This window comes from Bacteroidota bacterium (genome assembly GCA_030706745.1).
Taxonomy (GTDB): Bacteria; Bacteroidota; Ignavibacteria; order Palsa-1295; family Palsa-1295; genus PALSA-1295.
In genome coordinates this window covers 1-20,376 of sequence record JAUZNX010000023.1, presented here as the reverse complement: position 1 = coordinate 20,376, position 20,376 = coordinate 1, and the positions used below count along the sequence as shown (strand labels likewise).

Annotated in this window: 22 protein-coding genes, 1 tRNA gene and 1 other RNA gene; 20 read left to right on the top strand and 4 right to left on the bottom strand. The window is 54.3% G+C overall.

What is annotated here, in order from left to right:
• Positions 1–77: 77 nt before the first annotated feature.
• The gene (locus Q8902_15735; protein ID MDP4201007.1) at positions 78–620 is read right to left on the bottom strand and encodes a hypothetical protein; all 543 of its coding nucleotides are present in this window, start codon (positions 618–620) and stop codon (positions 78–80) included.
• On the opposite strand from Q8902_15735, the gene Q8902_15730 reads away from it, so the two are divergent.
• From Q8902_15730 to Q8902_15700, 7 genes are all read left to right on the top strand, one after another.
• Entirely contained in the window at positions 597–1,076 is a 480-nt protein-coding gene (locus tag Q8902_15730) for a DUF1801 domain-containing protein (GenBank protein ID MDP4201006.1), read from the top strand. The genes Q8902_15735 and Q8902_15730 overlap by 24 nt on opposite strands.
• Before the next feature lie 94 nt (positions 1,077–1,170).
• A tRNA-Asn gene (locus tag Q8902_15725) sits at positions 1,171–1,244 on the top strand.
• A gap of 39 nt (positions 1,245–1,283) precedes the next feature.
• Complete coding sequence (locus tag Q8902_15720) at positions 1,284–2,828, top strand: glycosyltransferase family 39 protein (GenBank protein ID MDP4201005.1); 1,545 nt, start codon at positions 1,284–1,286, stop codon at positions 2,826–2,828.
• A gap of 60 nt (positions 2,829–2,888) precedes the next feature.
• Positions 2,889–4,010: an iron-sulfur cluster carrier protein ApbC gene (gene apbC, locus Q8902_15715; protein ID MDP4201004.1), complete on the top strand. Its 1,122-nt coding sequence runs from the start codon at positions 2,889–2,891 to the stop codon at positions 4,008–4,010.
• A gap of 11 nt (positions 4,011–4,021) precedes the next feature.
• Entirely contained in the window at positions 4,022–4,294 is a 273-nt protein-coding gene (locus Q8902_15710) for a NifU family protein (protein ID MDP4201003.1), read from the top strand.
• Positions 4,295–4,343: 49 nt separating this feature from the next.
• Positions 4,344–4,694 (top strand): ATP-dependent Clp protease adaptor ClpS, encoded by a 351-nt coding sequence (locus Q8902_15705; protein ID MDP4201002.1) that lies wholly within the window; start codon positions 4,344–4,346, stop codon positions 4,692–4,694.
• 89 nt (positions 4,695–4,783) lie between these two features.
• Positions 4,784–5,200 carry a TPM domain-containing protein gene (locus tag Q8902_15700; protein MDP4201001.1) on the top strand — a complete coding sequence of 139 codons (417 nt, stop codon included), beginning with the start codon at positions 4,784–4,786 and terminating at the stop codon, positions 5,198–5,200.
• Between the two features lie 67 nt (positions 5,201–5,267).
• Here the strand turns inward: Q8902_15700 and Q8902_15695 are convergent, their stop codons facing one another.
• Positions 5,268–7,409: a peptidylprolyl isomerase gene (locus Q8902_15695; protein ID MDP4201000.1), complete on the bottom strand. Its 2,142-nt coding sequence runs from the start codon at positions 7,407–7,409 to the stop codon at positions 5,268–5,270.
• Between the two features lie 169 nt (positions 7,410–7,578).
• Between Q8902_15695 and Q8902_15690 the strand changes: the two genes are divergently transcribed.
• The 4 genes from Q8902_15690 (at position 7,579) to Q8902_15675 (ending at position 11,935) form a co-directional block, all read left to right on the top strand.
• Positions 7,579–8,787, top strand: a complete 1,209-nt coding sequence (locus Q8902_15690) for an ATP-grasp domain-containing protein (protein ID MDP4200999.1) — start codon at positions 7,579–7,581, stop codon at positions 8,785–8,787.
• 77 nt (positions 8,788–8,864) lie between these two features.
• Positions 8,865–9,938 carry a D-alanine--D-alanine ligase gene (locus Q8902_15685; GenBank protein MDP4200998.1) on the top strand — a complete coding sequence of 358 codons (1,074 nt, stop codon included), beginning with the start codon at positions 8,865–8,867 and terminating at the stop codon, positions 9,936–9,938.
• A gap of 102 nt (positions 9,939–10,040) precedes the next feature.
• The gene (locus tag Q8902_15680) at positions 10,041–10,523 is read left to right on the top strand and encodes an N-acetyltransferase (protein MDP4200997.1); all 483 of its coding nucleotides are present in this window, start codon (positions 10,041–10,043) and stop codon (positions 10,521–10,523) included.
• A gap of 269 nt (positions 10,524–10,792) precedes the next feature.
• Complete coding sequence (locus Q8902_15675; GenBank protein ID MDP4200996.1) at positions 10,793–11,935, top strand: KamA family radical SAM protein; 1,143 nt, start codon at positions 10,793–10,795, stop codon at positions 11,933–11,935.
• 214 nt (positions 11,936–12,149) lie between these two features.
• Here Q8902_15675 and Q8902_15670 read toward each other — a convergent pair whose 3' ends face one another.
• Positions 12,150–12,287 carry a hypothetical protein gene (locus Q8902_15670; GenBank protein MDP4200995.1) on the bottom strand — a complete coding sequence of 46 codons (138 nt, stop codon included), beginning with the start codon at positions 12,285–12,287 and terminating at the stop codon, positions 12,150–12,152.
• Positions 12,288–12,388: 101 nt separating this feature from the next.
• Here Q8902_15670 and Q8902_15665 point away from each other — a divergent pair, with 101 nt between their 5' ends.
• The 8 genes from Q8902_15665 (at position 12,389) to Q8902_15630 (ending at position 18,356) form a co-directional block, all read left to right on the top strand.
• Positions 12,389–13,459: a hypothetical protein gene (locus Q8902_15665; protein ID MDP4200994.1), complete on the top strand. Its 1,071-nt coding sequence runs from the start codon at positions 12,389–12,391 to the stop codon at positions 13,457–13,459.
• 122 nt (positions 13,460–13,581) lie between these two features.
• Positions 13,582–13,779 (top strand): hypothetical protein, encoded by a 198-nt coding sequence (locus Q8902_15660; protein ID MDP4200993.1) that lies wholly within the window; start codon positions 13,582–13,584, stop codon positions 13,777–13,779.
• 397 nt (positions 13,780–14,176) lie between these two features.
• Entirely contained in the window at positions 14,177–15,013 is an 837-nt protein-coding gene (locus Q8902_15655; protein MDP4200992.1) for a Nif3-like dinuclear metal center hexameric protein, read from the top strand.
• A gap of 42 nt (positions 15,014–15,055) precedes the next feature.
• Entirely contained in the window at positions 15,056–15,829 is a 774-nt protein-coding gene (locus tag Q8902_15650; protein ID MDP4200991.1) for a C4-type zinc ribbon domain-containing protein, read from the top strand.
• 11 nt (positions 15,830–15,840) lie between these two features.
• An RNA gene (gene rnpB / locus Q8902_15645) (RNase P RNA component class A) lies at positions 15,841–16,307 on the top strand.
• Between the two features lie 96 nt (positions 16,308–16,403).
• Positions 16,404–16,718 (top strand): tetratricopeptide repeat protein, encoded by a 315-nt coding sequence (locus Q8902_15640; protein ID MDP4200990.1) that lies wholly within the window; start codon positions 16,404–16,406, stop codon positions 16,716–16,718.
• A 12-nt stretch (positions 16,719–16,730) separates the two neighbouring features.
• Positions 16,731–17,369: an orotate phosphoribosyltransferase gene (gene pyrE / locus Q8902_15635; protein MDP4200989.1), complete on the top strand. Its 639-nt coding sequence runs from the start codon at positions 16,731–16,733 to the stop codon at positions 17,367–17,369.
• Between the two features lie 36 nt (positions 17,370–17,405).
• Positions 17,406–18,356, top strand: a complete 951-nt coding sequence (locus Q8902_15630; GenBank protein ID MDP4200988.1) for a hypothetical protein — start codon at positions 17,406–17,408, stop codon at positions 18,354–18,356.
• A gap of 2 nt (positions 18,357–18,358) precedes the next feature.
• Here the strand turns inward: Q8902_15630 and Q8902_15625 are convergent, their stop codons facing one another.
• Positions 18,359–18,760, bottom strand: coding sequence for an SRPBCC family protein (locus Q8902_15625; protein MDP4200987.1), 402 nt, complete (start codon positions 18,758–18,760; stop codon positions 18,359–18,361).
• 148 nt (positions 18,761–18,908) lie between these two features.
• On the opposite strand from Q8902_15625, the gene Q8902_15620 reads away from it, so the two are divergent.
• Positions 18,909–20,189, top strand: a complete 1,281-nt coding sequence (locus tag Q8902_15620) for a hypothetical protein (protein ID MDP4200986.1) — start codon at positions 18,909–18,911, stop codon at positions 20,187–20,189.
• Positions 20,190–20,376 lie beyond the last annotated feature (187 nt).

Below are 20,376 nucleotides of genomic sequence, written 5' to 3'. Positions count from 1 at the left end.
TGATTGAATGGAGTCCCTTCAGACAATCAAGCCGAAACGCTGTTCGTGCAAGTCTTGCCGGCGATGCGGTGGCTTTGCTAATCGTCCTTTGAAGTATCAACCGTGGGAGGCGGTTTGAATCCCGCCTCAATCTCTGGATGACGGATCGAGCCGCCGAGATAAGATGTCCGTGCCATGATTGTCACTGTAAGTAAGGCGACGATTAATGTCGCAATCATCATGAATGGTGGCGGCTCTTTGTGATGGCGAGCGTAGGCGAGTGCATCCGATGTTGCATCCGGCGAACTCTTCTTTCGCCAGGCCAGAACGAGTCCAACGGCCGCGACCCCTGCTAAGAGATATGCTGCATCGCACGCCCAGTCAGCCGACTCGTTGTGTGCCCTAATATCTGAACGTTCGACTCCAGGGATCGCTCGGGCTACATCGGCCGCATCATCTCCTGTGAAATTTGCAGCGAAAGCCGCTGCTCCGGTAACGACACACGCAATGAGTGCTGCTCGCTTCAGCTCGGCGTTGTTCCGAATGAAGGCATAAATGAGGAGCAGGAGCGCGACCATGCTGCCCTCGACGGGTAAGTGATTGACAAGAAGATGCCAATGAACTGGTGTGATATCGAACATGGTGCTAGAAATTTGATGAATTCACCTGAAACAACTATCTTTCCAACAGCTTGCGTTTCAGTATCCATGCCAACGCTTTCCGAAACAGACCTAAAATCACTTTTGTCCAAACTTCCGGCTTCAAAGCGCAAAATCGTCCATGCCTTGCGGGAGACGATTCAAAGTGCAGCACCAAATGCGGAAGAGTCGATCCTCTGGGGAGGGCTCTCGTATCATCAACCTGAGATTGGTGGCCGGGTTAAGGGAGCCGTCTGCCAAATTGTTATTAAAAGGGCGCATATCCGGCTGGACTTCATTCACGGCATATGGCTGAAGGATCCGAACGGGCTCTTACAGGGCGATCTTGTTTCAAAGCGATACATCCCCATTGCATCAATTGAGGATGCAGAGCGACCGGCGATCAAAGCTCTCATTCGAGAAGCTGCCAAGTTCGATCGCAGCCAATTCGGGTGCTAAGCGGGCACAAATGGATGGAGGTTCATTTTTACCGCATCGTTCGGAACCGCGCTCCTACCCGGACACGTTCTGACGCCGCCTTGCAAAGAGATTTTCCTGAGTAGCTCAGTTGGTTAGAGCATCTGACTGTTAATCAGAGGGTCGTAGGTTCAAGTCCTACCTCAGGAGCGTGTTCGATCCACTCTCGATTTGGTCCCTCGTGAATTTATGACAGTCTTTCTTCGATGGGCTCGCGACAACCAGGCAATAATCGTGCTTTGTCTGATTTGTACCCTCGTTCTTCCTGCACTGATTGTCCACCCCTTTCATAGTGATTTAGATATTTACCAGTCCATGGGCCTGGAGTTATACGCTCGTCATGGTTTGCCATACTTGGCAAGTTGGGACGGCAACTTTCCGGGCATCGTCCTAATCCATGCGCTTGCCATCGCACTGTTCGGCAATTCCATTCTTGGATTTCGCATGTTGGACCTCATAATCCAGATAGGGATTGTGATTTCGATGTATCACGTTTCTCGTCTCTGGCTTGCCAAAGAGTCATCGCTGCTGGGTTGTCTCTTCTATGCCATCATGTATGTAAACGGACCTGGCCAATTTGTTGGCCAACGGGATTGTTTGGCACTGCTTCCGATCGTACTATTCGTCGGTTCTTGCGTCCTGGCATACCGGAGCAAGTCCGGCAGAAGGTGGAAGATCCTGATGACAGCCTCCGGCGTTTTGATCGGTCTCACCACCTGCATTCGCCCAACATTTGCAATTTTGCTGCCTTTGCCATTTCTGACGCTGTTTACTCTCCGCGATGCTCGTGGCCGATCCGCCTTGCTCAACGAGTTGTTTGGCTTTTTCGTCGTTGTTGCGCTCTGCATTGCACCTTATGTCTTCATCCACGGCGGAATTCGGGAGGTATATTTAGCGACAATCAGATTCAACATCGACATCTATTCTCCTGCAGCGAATCTATTTTCTGCTTCGAAGCGGTGGGTCGTCGCCGCTGGGATGCTTCTGGGTTGGTCGGCAATGGTTCTATGGCATCGGCAATCGGGCCGCCATTTTCAGGAAGCGCCGCGCGACAAATCCGAGCGAAGATTCCTCATCGGTCTTATTGTTGCGATCGTCCTTGAGATTGCAGCCATGCGAAGGTTGGCCGGATATCATATGGTCCCGCTATTTGCGTGCTTCATGCCGGCGCTCGGCGCGATCATATGGGAAACAAAGTCTCGCTTTGGCCGGGCCGGCTCTGTCATTCTCACACTAAGTATAATTCTACTTTTTGTGTTGCTGTACCCATTTCGAATGATTATCGACCATCCCAGGCAGGAACCGGTCGCCGCCATGGCTGGACTGGAGTTGAATTCCCGCGGGAATGCACCTGAGGATTTGACAGAAGACCATGTTGTAGACTATCTTCGCCGAAACACTGCACCGAACGATCCGGTTGAAGTCGCGGCGTTCACGCCTGCTGTTCGTTGGCGGATCGAACGTCCGCCCGCAACCCGATTTACAACGCCGTTTCCCCTGACCATGCGGAAAGCTGATGGCACCGTTACGGACTACCAGCGCGAATGGTTTGGCGAATACATTCAACGGCTCAAAGAGGTACGTCCGAAGTATTATGTCATTCAAAATTTCATCGAAGGGCAGGTCTCGACCCGTGGCCTGATGCTCGAGATTCCGGGCCTCTCTGAACTCCTGGCAGATTGGTATCGATCGGATACCATAATTGGAATCTATTATATTTACGTTCGGCGATAGCTCCGAACTTATACCCGTAGCGCCTCGTTTTTCGCGCGCGCTGAACATTTTGCCGATTCTATGGGCCTTTTTTCCAAATCCTCCGCTACTCCTGTGACTGAATCCGACATTCTTCATGCTTTAAGCTCCGTTGTGGATCCTGACATACACCGGGATGTCGTCTCACTCGGAATGATCAAGGATGTTGTCATCAAAGGAAGCAAAGTTGGCTTCACGTTTGAACTTACGACTCCCTCGTGTCCAATCAAAGGCGAACTCGAGCGAGAGGCTCGCGAGGCAGTTGAAAGCATCGCCGGCGCCGGCAATGTCGAAATTAAGATGACGGCTCGCGTGCCCCAATCCCAGCTCCGTTCCGCCGGTGAAATTCTCAGCGGAGTTAAGAATACAATCGCAATCGCATCCGGTAAGGGAGGCGTTGGCAAATCGACGGTCGCCGCAAACCTTGCGGTGCAACTCGCCCGCGATGGTGCTCGCGTCGGGTTGCTCGATGCCGATATTTATGGCCCTAGCATTCCCCTAATGTTCGGTCTGCAGAATGCCAAACCCGCCGCGCGGCAGGTTTCCGAGAACAAAGTCATGATGGTCCCGCTGGAGGCTGAAGGTATCAAGATCATGTCCATCGGATTTTTGGTCGATCCGGATACCGCAGTGGTCTGGCGTGGACCGATGGCAAGCGGCGCGCTCAAGCAATTCATGACCGATGTCGATTGGGGGGAGCTGGATTACCTGCTGTTCGACCTTCCACCTGGCACTGGTGACATCCAACTGACGCTCGTGCAATCCATTTCGCTCTCGGGCGCTCTCATTGTAACGACACCGCAGGACATTGCGCTTGCCGATGCCACAAAGGGTATTCGGATGTTCGAGAAAGTCCATGTGCCGGTGCTTGGAATCGTCGAGAACATGAGTTATTTCGTCTGCTCGCATTGTGGCGAGCGCGAAGAGATCTTCGCACATGGCGGCGGACGCACCGCCGCGAAAAATTTCGGGGTACCATTCTTGGGCGAACTTCCGCTGACGACGGAAGTTCGTATCGGCTCGGATACCGGCCATCCGATCGTGGCGACTTCACCGGACTCGACTGCGGGGAAAGCTTTCGCCGATATTGCGTGCGAGCTGGCCCGGCAAGTCTCGATCCTGGCCTATGCTCCGGAGCACGCCCCGGTTCAAATCGAAATCTGACAATCGGAGCGATGCCGGAAGATCTCGAACTACGCATTCGCCGAGCACTCGACCATGTCAAGCCATACTTGCACGTCGATGGCGGCAGTGTCGAGCTCGTCCGAATCGATTTCGAACATGCAGTCGTCGAAGTCTGCCTCGTGGGTGCCTGCCGTACCTGCTCGATGGCGTCGATGACGCTCCGGGCCGGGATCGAACGTGCCATTCTGCACGAAGCACCGGAAATCCGGAGGATCGAAGCCGTTTCGCGGCCAGAAATCGAGCAGCTTTTCGAACTTAAGTAGTGACTTTTCGTCTATTTATGTGTTATATTTGCCTGAGACTGAACTGATCATGCTACGCGATCTCGCTTCCAAACTCTGGCCGCTCAAGTTTTCCTCGAACGTGACCCCACCAAAGGCCACTTCGCTCACCACGCCTGAAATCGGATTTCTTGAAGATTCCGAAATCGAGCAAGGACTCGCTGCGCGGGTTTTGCTTTACAACGACAGCTATCACAGCTTCGACGAAGTCGGCATGCAGCTCGCCAAGGCACTCGGCTGTTCTGTCGATGAAGGGGAAGCTATTGCGTGGCGCGTCCATGCCACCGGTCAGGCGATTGTGTTCGATGGCGATCTCATGGGTTGTCTCCATGTCAGCGCCATCCTCGAAGAGATTGCGCTGAACACGCAGGTGATGACATAGGAAAATATGAAATATGAAGTATGAAATATGAAATAGTGGGACTTGCGAACCGATTCAAGATTCATAGTTCATAACTCATACTTTCCGCAATGGAACACCCTACCCACGCCAACGACGCGTTTAGCAAAGATGTCCTCGAGCGCATTGCGCAGCGCATTGCCGATGTTGAACATACTACTGGCGCGGACATTCGCATTTCAGTTCGTGACCTGCGCGATGCCGGCGAAGCCGATCTCTCCATCAAAGACTTAGCCGAAAAAGAATTCGCCATGCTGGGGCTTCACACGTCCAAAGATCACGCTGGCATTCTGATCTTCATCCTCTATCACGAGAAAAGGTTTTATGTCTGCGGCGATGCCGGGGTCCACTCACGCGTCCATCCCGAAGCATGGAAGGATGTTGCGCACGAGCTCGGCTCCCATTTCTTGCAAGCGGACTACGAAGGTGGCGTCCTCTCCGCGCTCCATAAGATCGAGCACCACCTGAAGCCAAAGCACGCGGCATAGGGCTCACGAGTGCGGCCCGATTTGGTGAGGGAAATATCTTGAAAAAAAGTCGATCGATCACTGACGTTTAGTGGAACGTCAGCGATGATGTGATTTTATCGCCAACCTGAAGCTTCATTACTTCATTCAGGCCACCCACGACGTCTCCCCAAAGGGTGTAGTGTCCATCCAAGTGCGGTGTAGGGCACTCGGTGATAAACCACTGCGAACCTTCGGTATCCTTGCCGCTGGATGCCATGCCGACCATGCCTTCGCGGTCATAGCTCGTTGGCGTGATCTCCGTGCGAATTGCATAGTCTGGGCCGCCGTATCCGGTGCCCGTAGGGTCGCCAGACTGTACGACGAAGTTTGGGACCACGCGATGAAATCGTTGGCCAGGGAAGAATTGCTGCTTGGCAAGACGTGCCATGTTCAGCACGGTGAGCGGCGTTTCGAAGGTATGGAGCCTCAGTTGGATCGCGCCGCGCTCAAGGCCAAATAACATTTTGTCGGGTAGACTTTCGAGATATGTCCAGTCAATATTGCTGATGATTGGCAACGGTGACTTGAGCCTCGTCGTGTTTTCGCCAATTGCTTGCAGTGCAGATTTGATCGAGTCCATCAGTTCAACATCATGCCACTGTCGCGCGGAATCATAGTCTGTTCGAAGGAGGGCAGGCACTTCGGCAGAGGGATCCCGAAACCACGCTTCTGCGCTGACCGCCGCGAGCAACTCGTCGCGGAATTGCCGATCCGCAAATGCGCGGAGATATTTGCGGACATAATCCTGCGCCTGCGTGCGGAAAGTATCGACTACGATCGTAGAATCCTGCAAATGCGCGAGTGCGAGTGTAGCGACGGCAGGATCATACACGACATCACTCACGCGCATCAGCATGGTGCGATAGACGTTGGCGGCATGCGTGCGTTCGAGCGCCGCACGAAATGCCGTGTCGGGATTTGGGCCCCGCGTAGCGCGCCGCCACATCGAGTCGAGCGCTTCAAGCCGAGGAACCTCCTCCAGAGCCGTAACAGCCGGCATGCTCGCAAGGAGATTATAGAAATTCACGGTATCGGATGTCATCCCGGCGGCTCGAACGGCTATTTCACGGACGTATGGATCCGTGGATTGAAAATAATTGTCGAGCGCGGTCTTGAGGGTCGGTGTTTGAAGTCGCGCGGCAGAGATGGTGGCGGTCGCTGCGACAATCGGGGCGATTCCTTCATTGCGTCCGTCCGTGCCATTGAACGCATCGAGATAATCGCGCAGCTTGGCGGAGTCGGCATGGGTCAGGTGGCCGGCGGCGATAAAGCTGCCGAGCGTTTGCTGTGCCGTTACGCCAACGTGGATCGATTTCGGATCATCTACCGTCGCTGCGGATGTTGCCGTTTGGAGAATATCGAAGATTGAAGAATCGAGCGTCGGTGATTTGGCGAGTGCATTCAGAATATTGATGCGGACTCTCCAGTCCTCCTCGCCGCGATAGGCCCGCGTCAGAAGAGTGTCGGTCGAAGGATTATGCGCGCGGCCAAGCGCCGTCGCTGCGAACATTCTGGCATATGGAGTGCCTTGATCGATCAGAAGATCCTTGAGAATATCGAGCCGATGTGAGATATTAAGAGAATCGCCCACACGGGCGAAAATGCAGGCTGCCCTCCATCGCGCCTCGGGATCGGCGGCAGAGGAGAGGAGTTCGGCATCATCCATCATCCGCTGGGATGTGATCTTACGAAGCGCGAGCCGAAGCAAGGCATCGGCATGATCGCGGTCCTGAAGTTTCTTTTGCTCGACGAGCATTGCCGAGACTTTAACGACGGTATTCGTGAAATTGTCGGGAGCAGTTCGCGCGAGTGCGGTCAGGCGGATAGCCGATGGATGATCGATGATGCCACGTAAGATCACTTCGCAAGCGCTCTGGTTTGGTCCGAGCATGCCAAGTGCGAAAGCTTCGGCATCGGCCACACTGTCGCGGACTTCTGTGGCGTAGTGTTCAATCAGGGCTGGCCGCACGGCAGTATCGCCAATGTTTGCCAGCCCGATCGCCGCTCGCCAGGCGACGCGTGTTTCTGGTGACGCAAGATATTGCAGTAGCGAATCAGCATTGCGTCGTTCATCGGTGAGCGTAATGATCCGGCGCTCCGCGGCATTGAAGTGAACTTGTGCTTGCGAGCTCTGCGTGCTGAACAGAATGGCGAGCGATGCGATGAGGAAGCGAGTGCGAATGGTCATGCTAATAGATTACGGAGTATTCACTAACCGATTGTCAACCGAACTAAGTTGTAAACAATCGCGAGAGTTTTCCACATTGCGTATTAAACTCTTGACTTTCGACTTCGGATTCGTTTATTTGTGAATTGAATACAGAGTAAGTCGCCATAGAATCAGAACATTCGACCTTATGCGAGTAGGACTCTTAGCGAACATCAAGCCGACCCCAGAACGCCAGATCGAACAACTCCGAACGCGGTATCCCGTTCGGACGAGTACGCGTGCACCTGGCAGCAACTCTGATAGCAAAGCCCCCGGCAGCAAATTGCCTGGCACCGATGCGGGTGCGCGCCAGAAGACGCGAGCGAGCGAGCGGCTGACCGAGCGAGCGCGGACGACGCTCGACGATCTTTATGCCGAGTGGGATTCCCCCGAAACAATCGAGGCGGTCCGCAAGGCGCTCGTGTCGCATCCTGATGTGGAATGCGAAGTAATCGAAGCGGTGCCCGACCGGGCGATCGATCGACTTCTGATCAAAGATCTGGATATTGTTTTTAATCTGGCCGAGGGATTTGTCGGCGCGGCACGCGAAGCACAATTTCCCGCGCTGCTCGAGATGCTCGACATTCCGTACACTGGGTCAGGACCGCTGGCACTCGCGACCGCGCTGGATAAAGCTCGGACGAAGGAGGTGCTTTCCTATCACGGGGTACCCGTCGCGCGCTTTGTCACAAGCGGCCGCGCGATCGAATCGATCCGAGGGGTGCTGCCGGGCTCCGACTTCCCGTTCATAGTCAAGCCGATCAGCGAAGGAAGCTCGAAGGGAATCCGAAATTCTTCGTTCGTCACGAGTTTGGATGCGATGAACCGGGAGATCGAGCGGATCGCGACGGAATACTCGCAACCGGCGATCATCGAGGAATTCCTTCCAGGTCGGGAGTTTACGGTTGCCGTCATCGGCAACGGACCAAATGCACGTGTGCTGCCGATTGTCGAGATCAATTTTGGTGAACTGCCGGAAGAGGCGAACCGAATCTATTCCTATGAAGCAAAGTGGGTTTATGATGTCGCGACGAATCCACTTCACATTTTTACCTGCCCTGCGGACACCAGTGACCGGCTTCGCAATGAGATTGAGAATGTCGTACTTCGGACGTACGAGGTGCTCGACTGCCGTGATTGGTCGAGGATCGATGTCCGATTGGATGCACGTGGCCGCGTGAATGTGATTGAAGTTAATCCATTGCCGGGCATTCTACCGAATCCTGAGGAGAACTCATGCTTCCCGAAAGCCGCACGCGCCGCAGGGCTAACCTATGAGTCCATGCTCCTTTCCGTTTTGAAATCTGGCTGCGAGCGGTACGGCATTCCATTTCAATTTGAACCCAAATTTGCATAAGATTACGAATGACGAATAGCGAATTACGAATTGAAAGATTCGTCCATTCGTAGTTCATCGTCTGTAATTCGTAATTGATGAAAATAGCCGTCATATACAACGAACCGCGGAATACAGCGGCGGAGGATCACTGGCTTCGGCGGTCGGATCCGGATTATCGCCCGCCCTCGGCCGATTTTGTCGACGCCAGCGAGCATGGCGTCGTGCAGCAAATGCATTCGATTGCTGCGGCACTCAGTGGACGTGGCCACGAGGTCTCGATCTTCAGCGCGGACGATGATCCCGGCCGGTTGTGCGAGTTTCTCAGGAGCGAGCGGCCGGACGCGATTTTCAACTGTTGCGAATCGATCATGGGGCAATCGCGATTGGAGATGAACGTTGCGGCATTGTACGAACTGTTCGGAACAGAGTACACCGGCTCGCCAGCTCTGGCATTGGGGATTGCGCTTGATAAGGCCCTGGCGAAGTCCATCTTCGAATCTCGTGAGATTCCGACTCCGAAGCACCAGTTGTTTTCGGAGGGCGACCAATTTGCTGGCGGCCTCGCATTCCCGGTTATTGTCAAACCGGCGCAGGAAGATGCTTCGATCGGGATCGATTCCAATGCGATCGTCGAGAACGAGACCGCGCTGATGGCCCGCGTTCGTTTCATTTTGAACGAGTTCGAACAGCCGGCGCTCGCCGAAGAATTTATTGACGGTAGGGAGTTAAATGTTGCCGTCATCGGCGGCCCGGACGGAATGTTGGAGACGCTCCCGATCTCCGAGATCACATTCGATAAAATGCCGCCAGGCATGCCACACATCGTCAGCTACGAAGCGAAATGGGTCGAAGAGTCTCCGGTCTATCACACGACGGTACCGGAATGTCCAGCGCGATTGCCAGCCTCAGTTGAAGCGGCCGCGCGACGAATTGCACTCGCCGCGGCGGCGGCCGTAGGCCTCCGGGATTATGGCCGCGTCGATATGCGGCTCGATGCGAGCGACCGGATCTTCGTGCTCGAGGCCAATCCGAATCCGGACATCAGCGAGGATGCCGGCTTCATGCGCGCGGCTCGGGCAAGCGGACGAACGTATGATGGCACGATAAATGAAATCTTGGACTTAGCGATCGCGAGAAAGACGGACGATTCGCGAACGTTCAAAAAGTAGCAAGCGTTAGGCGCGACGATTTCAAAATCAATCGCCAGTGCAGAAGCAACGACTCACGTACCGTGGTGATCCATACCGATGATTGATCATCCGCTTGAAACAATGATACGTGATTTGCGAAAACAGGACACGGAGGAAGTGATCGCTCTCCTCCAGCGAACGAAGAATTTTTCGGACGCCGAAATCGAGATCGCTCGAGAGCTCATTGACATCGTGACGACCAAACCCGAACAGGAAGACTACTTCGCTTCTGTCGCAGAAGTAGAAACCGATAACGAGACACGTCGCATTGCGGGATTCTTGTTGCTCGGCCCCACACCGGCCACCACTGGCACATACGATATGTACTGGATCGCCGCCCATCCGGATTTTCAGGGCCAGGGGATTGCACAGAAGCTGGACGAGTATGCGGTCCGCTTCGTGCGAGAGCGCAAGGGCTATTGGCTCATCGCAGAGACGAGCAGCCAACCTGGCTACGAGCGGACCCGAGGCTTCTACACGAAGCAGGGATACCAGGCGCTCGCACGCATTCCGGACTATTACAAGCCGGGCGACGATTTGATAATTTTTGGGAAGAGAGTGTGAGAGAATTGTAGATGCGTAGGGGCTAATGGCATTAGCCCGAACCGTGAACGGGTTAATGCCATTAACCCCCTACTTGATCTTCACGCGAATAGGTTTTCGAGTCCACGATTTGGAAATCGAGCATCGATTGCTTATATTGCAATCGGCTCCGATCGAAACATCGAGGGCACATCATAGCCGCGAATTATGCAGCGTGATGTAAATAACATCATCACACGAGTCGTGTGCGCCGGGATGCCGGACACAATGGCTCGCATCATCAACATCAAATGGAATATTGGCAGGAGCTACTCCGCAAGTCGGTAGAATCAAAAGAGGAAATCGTCGCACAATTCGGAATCAAGCCCGAAGTTGCCGAGAAGCTCAACGACTTCTTCCAGACGCGAGTCAATCCGTATTATCTTTCGCTCATTCGGCATAAGGGCGATCCCATCTGGCTCCAATGTGTACCAGATGAGATTGAACTCTCCGATATCGATGCGCCGGAAGATCCGCTCGGCGAGGACGCCATGTCGCCCGTTCCCTCGATCACGCACCGCTATCCGGACCGCGTGCTGTTTCTTGTCACGAGCCAGTGCTCGATGTATTGCCGCTTCTGCACCCGCAAGCGCAAAGTCGGCGATTCGTCTAAGATCTCGATGAAGTATATCCAGCAAGGGCTGGATTATATCGCCGCGCACCCGGAAGTCCGAGACGTGATCCTTTCCGGCGGCGATCCGCTTACGCTCACGGACTTCATGCTCGAGAAGGTGCTGAAAGGTCTGCGCGAAATTCCGCACGTCCAGATCATCCGGCTTGGGACCAAGGTGCCATGCGTGTTGCCGCAGCGCGTCACACCGCAGCTTTGCGACATGATCAAGAAGTATCATCCAATTTACGTCAACACCCACTTCAACCATCCGTGGGAATGCACGCCGGAGGCAAAGCAGGCTTGCGAAATGCTGGCCGATGCCGGTTGCCCGGTCGGCAACCAAATGGTGCTGATGAAGGGCGTCAACGATAATGCCGAAGTTGTGATGGAGTTGATGCAAAAGCTATTAGCGATGCGCGTCCGGCCTTACTATATTTACCAGGCCGATATCACCAAGGGCGCCAATCACTTCCGGACACCAGTTAAAGTGGGACTCGAGATCATGGATAAGCTCCGAGGCTGGACTTCCGGCTTGGCAATTCCATACTTCGTAATCGACGCACCCGGCGGCGGCGGCAAGATACCGATGCTGCCGAACTATGTTGTCAGTCACGACGAGAAGACTTGGGTGCTTCGCAACTACAAGTACGACATCTACACGTATCCGGATGTCGTCGAAGAGGAGAAGCCGGTCAAAGCGCCCACGCGCAAACGGCCGATTCGCGCTCCGCGCAAGAAGAAGGTCTTCAGCAAGGCCGATCCGGGACCGGGATTGCGCTGATCATCGTCTGATTTCACTGATTTAGTTAAGGGACACGCCGGTGGCGTGTCCCTTTTTGCATCGTGCTTTGGGGATTTGAAATTGCGGTGCTTAACATACGGGAAGGAAGAGCTTGCCCTGAGCGATGATGAAGGGGCGTCGCTAAGGGCTTTTTGAGATGAACCCGCGCTCGCATGCGAGAGCGGGTTCTTTATTGCGTTGCGGGCAGTGCACGCTACATAAGGGCGAGTGGTAAGAAGTTCTCGGGTACTAGACCTTTCGCGGCATCCGAGAAGACACATTGACACAACTTGGGGGTCAAATGGACGTAGTTGCGAAGGACTTGCTCCTCGCTCCAGCCATGCGAGAACAGCTTAAGAATAAACTCGACCGATAGTCGCGTTCCTTGATTACCGGCTGGCCCGTTAGAATATCCGTATCGGATCGGTGTGGAGGTAATTGTGTCAGCCTATAATGACTGGTAACACCGCCGTGGGTTGGACTAATGCGACTGACTGGCCGCAGGTTTCGAAGGAGATTCTAGCTTTTGTTGTTAATACAACGAACAGACCGGAAATCCTCGAAAACGAGGTTAAAGCCTTCGCTAGCCTGCCACTTTCTAGGGGCTTCCAAGCGGGTCTTCTGACGCCAATATTGAACGCTTTGAATCCGGACAAGTTGTTTATTTTAAACAACAAAAGTAGGCGCGCTGTAAACTATTTTACGGGGGCCACATTCAAATTCTCCACGCTCCCAATTTACTCAGAGGCGAACAGGACGGAGCATTCTCTCGTCGAGTCTGTCTCTAGCACAATCCTCGCCCTAAGTTCGAGCGATGCCCGATCCTCTGACCTATTTGACATGTTCTGCCATTGGCTATATGCAGTCATTAAGTACCCCCCGATTGTCGGCCATCGAATCAAAACCGAGGATGGCGAGGTGGTCGTCAATGTCCCCGAAGAACAGCCCGATGTTGCACCGGCCGCTGTCTCCAGCAATGCCGGCATTGAGCCTCGCCCTTCTTACCAAATTCAAGCAAAGCTCGCTGACATAGGCGCTAAAATGGGATTCCGTATTTGGGTACCGCGCAACGATCGCCAAAATGTTCTCGCACTCGTTGCAAGGAACAAGTACGGCGCATTTCTTGAATGTCTACCCCTCAATTATGATGACTTGACTCTAAGAACAATTGAACAAATAGACGTAATTTGGATGAAGGGACGCTCAATGGCACGAGCGTTCGAAGTCGAGCACACGACTGCGATTTACTCTGGACTTCTTCGGATGGCCGACTTGCTTGCATTGCAGCCGAACATGGACATTCGTCTCCACATTGCTGCGCCGAACGAAAGACGCGATAAGGTTCGTCAAGAGATACTCAGACCTACATTTTCTCTACTAGAGCATCGGCCTCTCTACAGATCTTGCTCGTTCTTACCCTATTCAGCTGTTGAAGAGATGGATTCCCTACCTCACTTGGAGCATATGAATGGATCAATAGTCGATGATTATGCAGAGAAATTCGAGGAAGATGAGGACGAATAGTGTCCACCATCTGCCCGGCCTTACCATGAGGGGAAGCCTGCGGCGGCGGGCCGCCTGAGGCTTCGTGCGTGCGGGTTGCGGGAGCGTGGCACGAAGCAGAGCGGCGGCGCGTTGCAAAATCTATGCAGAGCTATGTAATAACCCCCCAAAACCCTGCCGAGCAGCAACAACTCGCTCAATTCCTTGCCACTTCTCATCTTCGTTCAAGGGTGTTGAGCGATGAGGAAAAAGAGGACATCGGCATGTTGCTGCTGATGTCTGAGGTTGACCCGAACGACACGGTGCCCGAAGAAGAAATCCGGAAAATACTTGCCTCGTGAAGCTAATTTTTAGCACACGATTCGCCAAGGACCTGCGAGACATTCAGGACAAATGTTTAAAGATCAGTATCCAATCGGCTATTGATCGAATGCGAGCTGCCACTCGAGTGGATGAGATTGGGGATGTTATCAAAATGAAGGGGTCGAAGAACGCTTTTCGAATACGTGTTGGTGAGTATCGCATTGGGTTCTTTCTTGATGGAGATACAATTACGCTTGGCCGTTTCGCCAATCGGAAGGATATTTATCGCATCTTTCCCTAATTGACTCGGAGAGTTTCACCTCTTCATACTCAGAACAACGGAGTTAAGCGATTCAGGGCCGATGTCCGCCTTGGCAGATTGGGGGCTCTTACGATTCTTCGTCGAGAATAATCGCCCATCGTATTTTTGTACCCATGCTCATTCCCGAATTCCTCCATGCGCTCGAACACGTCGTCCCACTTTCGGCAGCAGGCTACGAGCGGGATGCCATCGGTTTGCAGGTCGGGCTGGCGGCGGGGACTGAACTTACCGGCGTGCTCTTCGCCTATGAGGTGACTTCAGAAGTAATTGCCGACGCGCGGGAGCGGGATGCGAACCTGATTGTCGCGTTTCACCCTTTGATCTTCCCGACGATTCCTGCCGTCACAGACGCAACGCGTACCGGAATGCTCATCCGCGCGTTGATCAAGTCCGATATAGCACTCTACGTCCAGCACACGGCCTTCGACACCCACCCGGAATTCGGCACCAGCCGGCTGATGGCCGAAGCACTCGGGCTAAAGGAGATTCGGACGCTCTCCCCACTCATGCGCGAGGGTTTACCCGCAGGGACTGGCATGGGGGCCCTCGGGATTTTGATCGAAAAGATGAATCGTGGGGCGCTATTAATACTGACGGAACAGACATTTGGGGCGCACGGCTTACGGTTCAATCGAGGCGGTCCGGCCCAAGTCCGCACGGTTGCGATGCTCGGCGGAGCCGGCATGGAATATTATTCGGACGCGCGGAAAGCGGGCGCTGACGCCTTTATCACCGCGGATATTCGCTATCATGATTTTTATCTGGCGGACCACGATGGTATTCTTCTCATCGATGCCGGACACGCGGAGACCGAAAGGTTTGTTACGCTCGGGATGGTCCGAGCCGCAACCCGAGCCATAACCATCGTAAATTTGCATGGAGAAATTCCGGCATCTCGCTTGTTAGCGGCGCAGGCGCAGCCGAACAGCGTGCGATATTATCATTCGTGAGCGGCCTCCGGCGGCAGTGCCCTCAACGTTTTTGGAGACAATGTGAATCAATCCTTACTGCATCTTTACGAATTACAACGAGTCGACAGCAAACTGGACGAATTAGTCGAGAGTCGGGGCGAGCTTCCGGAGCGCGTCCAGGAGATGCGGCGAACGCTCGATGAGCAAGTGGACCAGCTCGCGCAGGTCCGCATGGACATCGCGGATCTCGATGTCCGCTCGAAGCAACTCTCCGACGAGACGGTCGATCTTCGCGAGAAGGTCGAGCGCTACAAAGCGCAGCAATTCGATGTGAAGACGACGCGTGAATATGACGCGATTACGTTTCAACTCGAGGATGGCCAGCGCCGGCTGCACGGCAACGTCGAGAATATCGGACGGATGGGTATCGAGCTCGAACAGCTTCGCACCGATGAGCAGCAGATGGCGCAGGACCTTTCCGACATGCAGCGGGAGCTCCAGGAAGCCGAGACCGCACTCTCCGAAGTTCTCGCGGATACCGAGGAAGAGGAGAAGCAGTTACTTGCACGTCGCGAAGGACTTGTCAAGCAAATCCAGTCATTCCATCTGACGATTTACAATCGCGTCCGGCCAGCCAAAGCCGGAATCGCGGTGGTTGCAATTAAGAATGGTGTATGCGGCGGATGCTTCAATGCCATCCCGCGGCAACTGGCGCTCGAACTGAAAAAAGCAGAAAAGCATACCGTCTGCGAGTATTGTGGTCGCATTGTCGTCGGTGAACCGATTGCCATTGCGATCGATGGCGAGCCGCAGCCTGTGACGTATGAAGTCGAAGGCGAAGAAGGCGACGAGTAATTGAATGAAGGGTCTGCCATCGGGCAACCGCTCTATCTTCGGATGGAGAGGAAAGTCCGAACTCCGAAGCTATGAGCGATCATGATCGCTCATAGCGTGGGCAGCGTGCCGGTCGAGATTCTTCGGAATCAAGCCCGGGGAGCGGGTACAAAGCGCAAGCGACAAACCGCTCACAGCGTAGTGTCACAGAAAAGCAAACCGCTTGGTTGGCCGGCTTGCCGGCCTGCCGAGTAAGGGTGAAACGGCGGTGTAAGAGACCACCGCCCGGAGAGTAATCTTCGGGGTCACGATAAACCTCGCGCGGAGCAAGACCACGTATGGGATCCGTCAGCAATGACGATCGCGGCCCGCGATAATGCCGAGGCATTAGCCAGAGCGTTGGATTCCGGGTAGGTCGCACAGAGTAATGGTTGCCTCTTCGTTGCATGAGCAATCGTGCGCGAATAGACAGAATTCGGCTTACAGATGGCAGACCTTTTTCTAATTATCAATGACGAATCACGAATGAAATTCAGACTGCCACTAATGAGTGCGTGCTCAATTTGTCATTTGCTATTCGTCATTTGTCATTAACGTGACCCGCCTCGCCGCACTTCAGCAGTTTCTCAAGCAGGACCCGAACGATAGCTTTACCCGCTATGCGATTGGGTTGGAATACGCGAAAGAGAAGAACTTCGCGGAAGCAATTCGGACGCTCGAAGAACTGCGTTCGCTCGACGCGAACTACATTCCGACCTACTACATGCTCGGAAGTTATTACCGCGAGTTGGGCCAGAACGAGCAGGCAGGCCTGGTATATCGTGATGGCATTGCGAAAGCTCGCGCCGCTCGCGATCTTCATGCGGCAAGCGAACTCGATGCTGCTCTCGACGAACTGGAATCCGAATAACGAACTATCCTCATGACCCTCGAACAAGAAGCAATCGATTTTTTTCTGAAGGAGAATGTCCTTAAGTTTGGCGACTTTGCGCTGAAGAGCGGTCGCAAATCGCCTTACTTCTTCAATACCGGCTCGCTCTGCTCCGCCGCGCAACTCGCGAAAATGGGTGAGCTATACGCTCGCAAGCTCCAAAGCGAACCGGCTTTCGCCGATGCGACCGTTATCTTTGGATCGGCATATAAAGGCATTCCGATATCAGTCGCCACGGCGATTGCATTGAATGGGACCGCGAGATCGAGTATGCGCGCCGTCAGCGACCGCAAGGAGGCGAAGACGCATGGCGATGTGAGCGCATTCTTGGGCGTGCTCAATCCGGGTGATAAAGTCGTGATCGTCGATGATGTCATGACGACTGGCGGGACCAAGATGGAAGCAATCGAGAAGCTGCGTGCCGCCGGCGCTGAGCCGGTCGGTCTTATTATCGCGTTCGATCGAGCCGAGCCGGTCGGAGATTCCTCTGCGACCGCAACGGAAAGCTTCGAGAAGGAGACTGGCCTGCCCGTATTCGCGCTCGCGAATATCCATGATGTTGCTCGTGTCCGTCCCGAAGTCAAAGCCGCGCTTGAGAGCTACCTCGCGCAATTTGCAGCCGCGAAATAGGCGAATGTTTTTGCCGAATCATGACGTTCTCCAGACATGATTCGATTATGGGTTACGCTGTTGGCGGTCTTCACGTTCCTTGTTGCTGGCTGCAATAGCGGGACACAACCGCCTACAATAGCGACAGGGTCCGTTATATTTGTTCGTGATATGGAAAGCAATGGGTACGCCGAGGTCATTGCGGGCGGTGTCTCGTTTCCAGTTTGGGACACGACAAAGACGAAATTTTGGCCGTCGCCCGGTCTCATCGACTTCGAGTTTCACCCGTACGCGACGATCAGAAACGACTCGAACGTGAGTCTCGACCTGACTGCGACATGGAAATTTGGTGTTATGCAATCCATTGGTGGGAAGGATACATTTGTCACGACCGTGGCAGGCTTACCGGATTCTGGCGTATCACCCAATCTTGGCACGCTTGCGCCGGGGCAGTCCTATGGGATTACTACATTCCAAAGCACGCGCATCGATACCACCATACACGCTCCCTTCGACTATCTGCAAATCGACGATCGGCTCATCACCCAGCGTCCAGCATATCAGCTCACCATTTGGAACAAGCAGGGCAAGAGGCTGCTCGCATCCACGGCGCTCTTCGACACCAATGATTTTCACAAGCGGTACCGTGGTTTCTATTTTACAACAGAGAGTTCTCCCTTTCCAGAGGGCACGGTGGATGGTCCCGTTGACCCAAGTGGCGGAGATCCCGCGTTACGGATACTCCCGACATATCCGGATCCAACGACCGGTCACACGACACTCTTGCTGAACCTGGGGGAATCGGTCGATTCCATTCAAGCCGATCTCTATATCACTCCACACCACAGGGCCGCGCGCCTTTGTAGCATTGGCGCGATGCCGCCCGGTGTGCAATATATCCAACTGAACATGCCGCCGGTCGAATCCGGACTCTACCGGCTACAGCTCATCGTCTGGAAGCGTGGTACGGGCGACTACGGAAACTACGAGAACGTCTGCATTCGCTGAAATTAATTGGCCTTCTCGAACAGAGCCGCCAGTGGCGTCCAATAGTAGTCGATCCACCCTTGCTTGAGGTCTGCTACTTGATCCTCAGGGACGCCGGAGTGGGTGAATGTCAGCTTCGTCTTACCTTTGCCGGCCGGAGCGAACGCGAATGTCACGCGTGAGTCATGTCCCTCGGGCCAGTCGGATGCATGCCAGGACTGGACGATCTTCTTATTCGGCTTGAGCTCCAGGTTCGTGCCAGTGGCATAGCCGTCATGGACGCTGAACGCACCGCCGACTTTAGTCGAGATCTGTGCCGGCGCGCCAGTCATCTTCGCGTGCTTGCGCGAGTCCATCAGCGTCTCGTACAGGTCTTTCGCGGATGCGTTGAAGGTGCGGGTTTGTTTGATCGTTTTGGTTGCCATAGGATTAGAGCAGTTGGTGCGTGCAAATATAACATTATTTAGGGCACCGGAAAGCAGCGCTTCCCGGCACACAGTTAGGCTCCTGGCACTCCGTTTTGCCCTCCGCGGCCGGGCACTATCCCTTTCGCCTCTCTCTTTCAATGGCATCATGCTTCCCAAGCGACTCATCGGTTTCTTTATCTTCGCCACGTTGACGGTAGCAAGTGCCGGTACTTTGCCGGCGCAGTGGTTGGAGACGACTGGGCCGAGTGGCCGTTCCGTTTTGTGTCTCGCAACAAACGGGTCGAATCTCTTTGCAGGGACTGCTCGCGGCGTATTTCTCTCGACGAACAATGGCACAAGCTGGACGGCGGTTAATACTGGCTTGACAGATACTGTTGTCCTAGCCCTTGCGGTGAGCGGCACGAATCTCTTTGCAGGGACTTACAACAGCGGCGTATTTCTCTCGACGAACGACGGCACAAGCTGGACGGCGGTTAATACTGACTTGACAGACACTATTGTCTGGAGCCTTGCTGTGAGCGGCACGAATCTCTTTGCAGGGACTCAGAAAGACTACTCTCACGGCAGCGGCGGCGTATTTCTCTCGACGAACAACGGCACAAGCTGGACAGCGGTTAATACTGGCTTGACAAGCGCTGCTGTCCATGCCCTTGCGGTGAAGGTTACCACCGATGGTCAGGACACGAATCTCTTTGCAGGTGTTTGGGGCAGCGGCGTATTTCTCTCGACGAACGACGGCACAAGCTGGACGGAGATTACTACTGGCTTGACAGACACTGATATCCCAGCCCTTGCTGTGAGCGGCACGAATCTCTTGGCAGGGACTTTGAACGGCGTATTTCTCTTGGGCGGCAACAGCACAACCTGGAGGGCAGTTAATACTGGCTTGACAAACACTGAGGTCCCTGCCCTTGCGGTGAGCGGCACGAATCTCTTTGCAGGGTCTTCCGGCAGCGGCGTATTTCTCTCGACGAACAACGGCACAAGCTGGACGGCAGTTAATACTGGCTTGGGAAACCTTGATGTCCAAGCCCTTGCGGTGAGTGGCACGAATCTCTTTGCAGGGACTTACTATGACGGATTTTGGGGCGACGTTTGGCGCCGACCGCTTTCTGAAATGATCGGCACGAGCGCTGTGAGCGAACCACAACGCACCACCACGCAGGCTAAAGCCACTGTTTACCCCAATCCCTTCAACTCATCCACCACCATCTCCTTCACGCCGGAGACCAGCGGTTATGCGGATGTATCGGTCGTGAACCTGCTGGGTGTGGAGGTCGCGCGGATATTCTCGGGTGAGCTGGCGGCGGGGGAGCACAGCTTCGTGTGGGACGCGGCCAAGATGGCCGCGCCAGGCGGGATGTATGAGTGCCTCGTCCGGATGAACGGGCGGGTGGAGTCGGTGCCGGTTGTGCTGCTTCGCTGATTGAGATTTGGGCGGCCGCTTCGCGGGGGATGAAGACGATCCAGTGCCGGAGATACCGTATTAGTTCGTTCCTCCGTTCCGTTGTGATTTTTGATATTTAGGGTCATATGCCCGTTGATGCTTTTCCATCGCATAGAGGAGATGTATGAGTTTTCGAGCGACGGCCATCTGTAAGACCATGGGCTTT